Raw genomic sequence first — 3,690 nt, forward strand, 5'->3', positions numbered from 1 at the left:
GATGTCGGTCGTGATGTCGTGGATGGGGGGCACGGTACGTCCGGTGCGGGCCCAGCCCGCGGGGACGGCGGACGCGACCATCGCGCCCGCCAGGATGGCGGCCAGCGTCAGCCAGGCGCCGCGGGTGAGCATCCGTCGCCACCACAGGGAGGTCAAGCCCAGCAGGCCGCCGGCGAGGCCGCCTGCCGCCGCGGCGCGCAGCAGCAGGAAGCCCCCGGGCAGCGACCAGTAGCCCGCCGTGTACCCGGGACCGCTGATGACCAGCAGGCCGAGACTGCCGCTCACGAGGGCGGCTGCCAGCGCGAGAATGAAGCGAGGGGCGGCTGGCATGACTGCCCCTTGGACCAGCGCACGGTCGGTCGCGTTCCCGGGAGGGCCTCGGGCGTTTACACTCAAGACCTTCTCGTCTCCCGAGTCGCCCTCTGCGGATGTCCTCGTCGATCCGATCCTGTCTGCTGGTGCTGAGCCTGTGGCACGCCGCGAGCGCGGTCGTCGCCGCCCAACCGGCCGCGCGCCTGATCGTCGATCAGTGGCGCGTCGAGGACGGGCTGCCGCAGAACACGGTCACGAGCGTGGCCCAGGACGAGCGCGGTTACCTGTGGATTGCGACCCGCAAGGGACTCGCCCGCTTCGACGGCGCACGGTTCACGTCCATCGGCCGCGTCGGTGCGCTCGACATGAGCAACCTGCGGCTCACCGCCGTGCTGCCGGAGCCCGACGGTGCGCTCTGGGTCAGCACCTATGGGTCGGGGGTGTTGCGCGTGGCCCGGGGCGATGTCATCCGCTACGGGGCCGCCGAGGGCGTGCCCGACCCGATCGTCTCGGGCCTGTACCGGGACCGGAGCGGGCGCGTGTGGCTGACCTCCGCCCGCGGTGCCCGCGTGTTCGATGGCCGCCGCTGGCAGGCGCCGGCGCTGCCGCCGGACCTGCGGGACGAGGACGTCAACGGCGTGCTCGAGACCCGGGATGGCGCGATGTGGTTCGCCACGGCCAGCCACGGGGTGATCCGGCTCGACGGCACGCAGGTCCGTCGGTACTCGATCGACGACGGGCTGACCAGCGTGGTGACCACCTCGGTGGCCGAGGCGCCCGACGGCGCGGTGTGGGTGGCCGGCCCGCGTGGCGTGGCGCGCATCGATGCCGGCGGTCTCACGACGTTCGGGCCACGGGAGGGCCTGACGGCGGAGCGCGTGCTGCAAGTCCTCGTGGACCGGCGCGGCCACGTCTGGCTGGCGACGCACGGAGGCGGGCTGGTCCGGTACGACGGCGTGCGTTTCCAGGCCTTCCGTCGCACCGAGGGGCTGAGCAGCGACTACCTCATGTCGCTGGCCGAGGATCGCGATGGCGCGTTGTGGATCGGCACGCTCTCTGGCGGGCTGAACCGCCTGGCAGCGGCCGCCCGCGAATTGCTGGATACCCGGTCGGGACTGCCGCCGTTCCCGGTGACCACGGTCTACCAGCGGGCCCAGACCCGGCAGTGGTGGATCGGCACCTACGGCGGCGGCCTGGTCTCCCTGCGGGACGGCACACTGCGGGTGTACACGACGGCCGACGGCCTCCCGAGCAATGCCATCACGTCGGTGGCTGGAGGCCACGGGTCGAGCGTCTGGGTCGGCACCAACGGGGCCGGCGCCTTCCTGTTCGAGGAGGGGCGGGTCACGACGCGACTCGGCCCCGAGATCGTCGGACCGACCTTGCGCATGATCGAAGTCTCGCGGGGTGTCGTGTGGTTCGGGGGTGACGGCGTCGTGCGCTACGAGAACGGCACCCTCACCCGCATCGGCACGGCCCAGGGCCTGCGCAGCACGGAGGTCCGGGTCATCTACGCGGTGCCCGAGCGCATCTGGGTCGGCACGTACGGCGGCGGTCTGCAGAGCATCGAGCCCGACGGCCGCATCGTCAGCTGGGGCGACCGCGAGGGATTGAGCCACGCCTTCGTGACCTCACTGCACCACGACGGCGAGGGAGCGCTGTGGATCGGCACCTACGGCGCCGGGCTCTTCCGGTTGCGCGAGGGCCGGGTCGCCGCCATCACCACGCGCGACGGGCTGCCCGATGACGTCGTCTTCGACGTGATGGAGGACAACGTCGGCCGGCTCTGGCTGACAGGCACGCAGGGGCTGGCGGTCGTGCGCATGGCCGACGTGCATGCCCGCCTGGCGGGCCGCGGGGGCCTGCTGTCGGTGACGCAGTACGGCCGGGCAGACGGGGTGCCCGGCAGCGATGGCACCGACGGCAACCAGCCCCTCAGCTGGCTGGCGCACGACGGACGCCTCTGGTTCGCGACCGTGGACGGGGTGGTGATCTTCGATCCGACCGAGGTCGCCGACACCCCCGCCCCGCCGGCCGTCCACATCGACACGGTGCAGGTCGACACGCGGCCGGTGTCGCTGGACGTCCTGGCGACGCCGCTGTCGTCGCGCCACATCGACATCGCGTTCAGTGCGCCGCGGCTCCGGGGCGGGCGCGCGGTGCAGTACGAGTACCGCCTGGTCGGCCTCGACGATGGTCTCGACGAGGGCTGGGTTGGCCCGACCGACGCGCACATGGCGTCGTTCACCAACCTTCCGCCCGGGGACTACCACTTCGAGGTGCGTGCCCGCACGGGCCAGGGCACTTCCGCCGGCGCCGTGCGCACCCTGTCCTTTCAGGTGGCCGCGCAGTTCCACGAGACGCGCTGGTTCCTGGCGCTGGCGCTGGCCGTCCTCGGGCTCTCGATCGTCGGCCTCGTGCGGTGGCGCGTCGGCCGGCTCCGACGGCATCAGCAGGACCTGCAGCGCCTGGTGGACGAGCGGACGATTGCCCTCCGACACGAGATGGTCGAGCGGGAGCGGGCCGAGCGGGAGCGCCGGCTGCTCGACGAGCGAATCCAGCAGGCGCAGCGGCTCGAGAGCCTCGGCGTGCTGGCGGGCGGCGTCGCCCACGACTTCAACAACCTGCTGGTCGGCGTGCTCGGGGAAGCCAGTCTCGCGCTCACCGATCTGCCCGCCGGCGCCCCGGGACGGCCGCATGTCGAGCGCATCGAACGTGCGGCGCTGCGCGCCAGCGAGCTCACGGCGCAGATGCTCGCCTACTCCGGGCGTGGTCGGTTCATCGTGTTGCCGGTGCAGCTCGAACCGCTCGCCGAGGAAGTCCACGAACTGCTCGGATCGATCATCCCGAAGCACATCAGCGTGACCTTCGACTTCCCGCGGCACCTGCCGATGGTGGCCGGCGATCCGTCGCAGTTGCGGCAGGTGGTGATGAACCTGTTGACCAACGCCGCGGACGCCATCGGCCCCCGTGAAGGTCGCATCCGGGTGTCGGCCGGTACGCGAACCCTGCGGATCGGCGAGCCCGCCACGACGCACCAGCCCGGCGTGCTGGGCCTCGCCCCCGGCGACTACGTCTGGCTGGAAGTGCGAGACGACGGCGTGGGCATGAACGCCGAGACCCTGGCGCGCATCTTCGATCCGTTCTTCACGACCAAGCCGGCGGGCCGCGGACTCGGGCTGGCGGCCGTCCAGGGCATCGTGCGCAGTCATGGCGGGCGCATCCTGGTGTCGAGCCAGTCGGGCATCGGCACGACGTTCACGCTGCTGCTGCCCTGCGCACGGCCGGGCACGGGAACCGTCGACCGCGAGCGCCCCGCACCGCCTGCCCCGCAGGCCGCGACGGTCGAGTCCGCGGCGCCGACCTCACCGTCCCCCA

Annotated in this window: 1 protein-coding gene and 1 pseudogene; one reads left to right on the forward strand and one right to left on the reverse strand. The window is 72.4% G+C overall.

Translation table 11 applies throughout. The features are described 5' to 3' along the window. Positions 1 to 330, reverse strand: a pseudogene (locus tag Q0C41_RS30595) (hypothetical protein); the annotation flags it as partial. A 98-nt stretch (positions 331 to 428) separates the two neighbouring features. Here Q0C41_RS30595 and Q0C41_RS30600 point away from each other — a divergent pair. Continuing rightward, on the forward strand, positions 429 to 3,690 hold a 3,262-nt coding region (locus Q0C41_RS30600; protein WP_291990699.1), incomplete at its 3' end, for a two-component regulator propeller domain-containing protein.

This window comes from Luteitalea sp., from assembly GCF_022842525.1.
In the GTDB taxonomy this organism is placed as follows: domain Bacteria; phylum Acidobacteriota; class Vicinamibacteria; order Vicinamibacterales; family Vicinamibacteraceae; genus Luteitalea.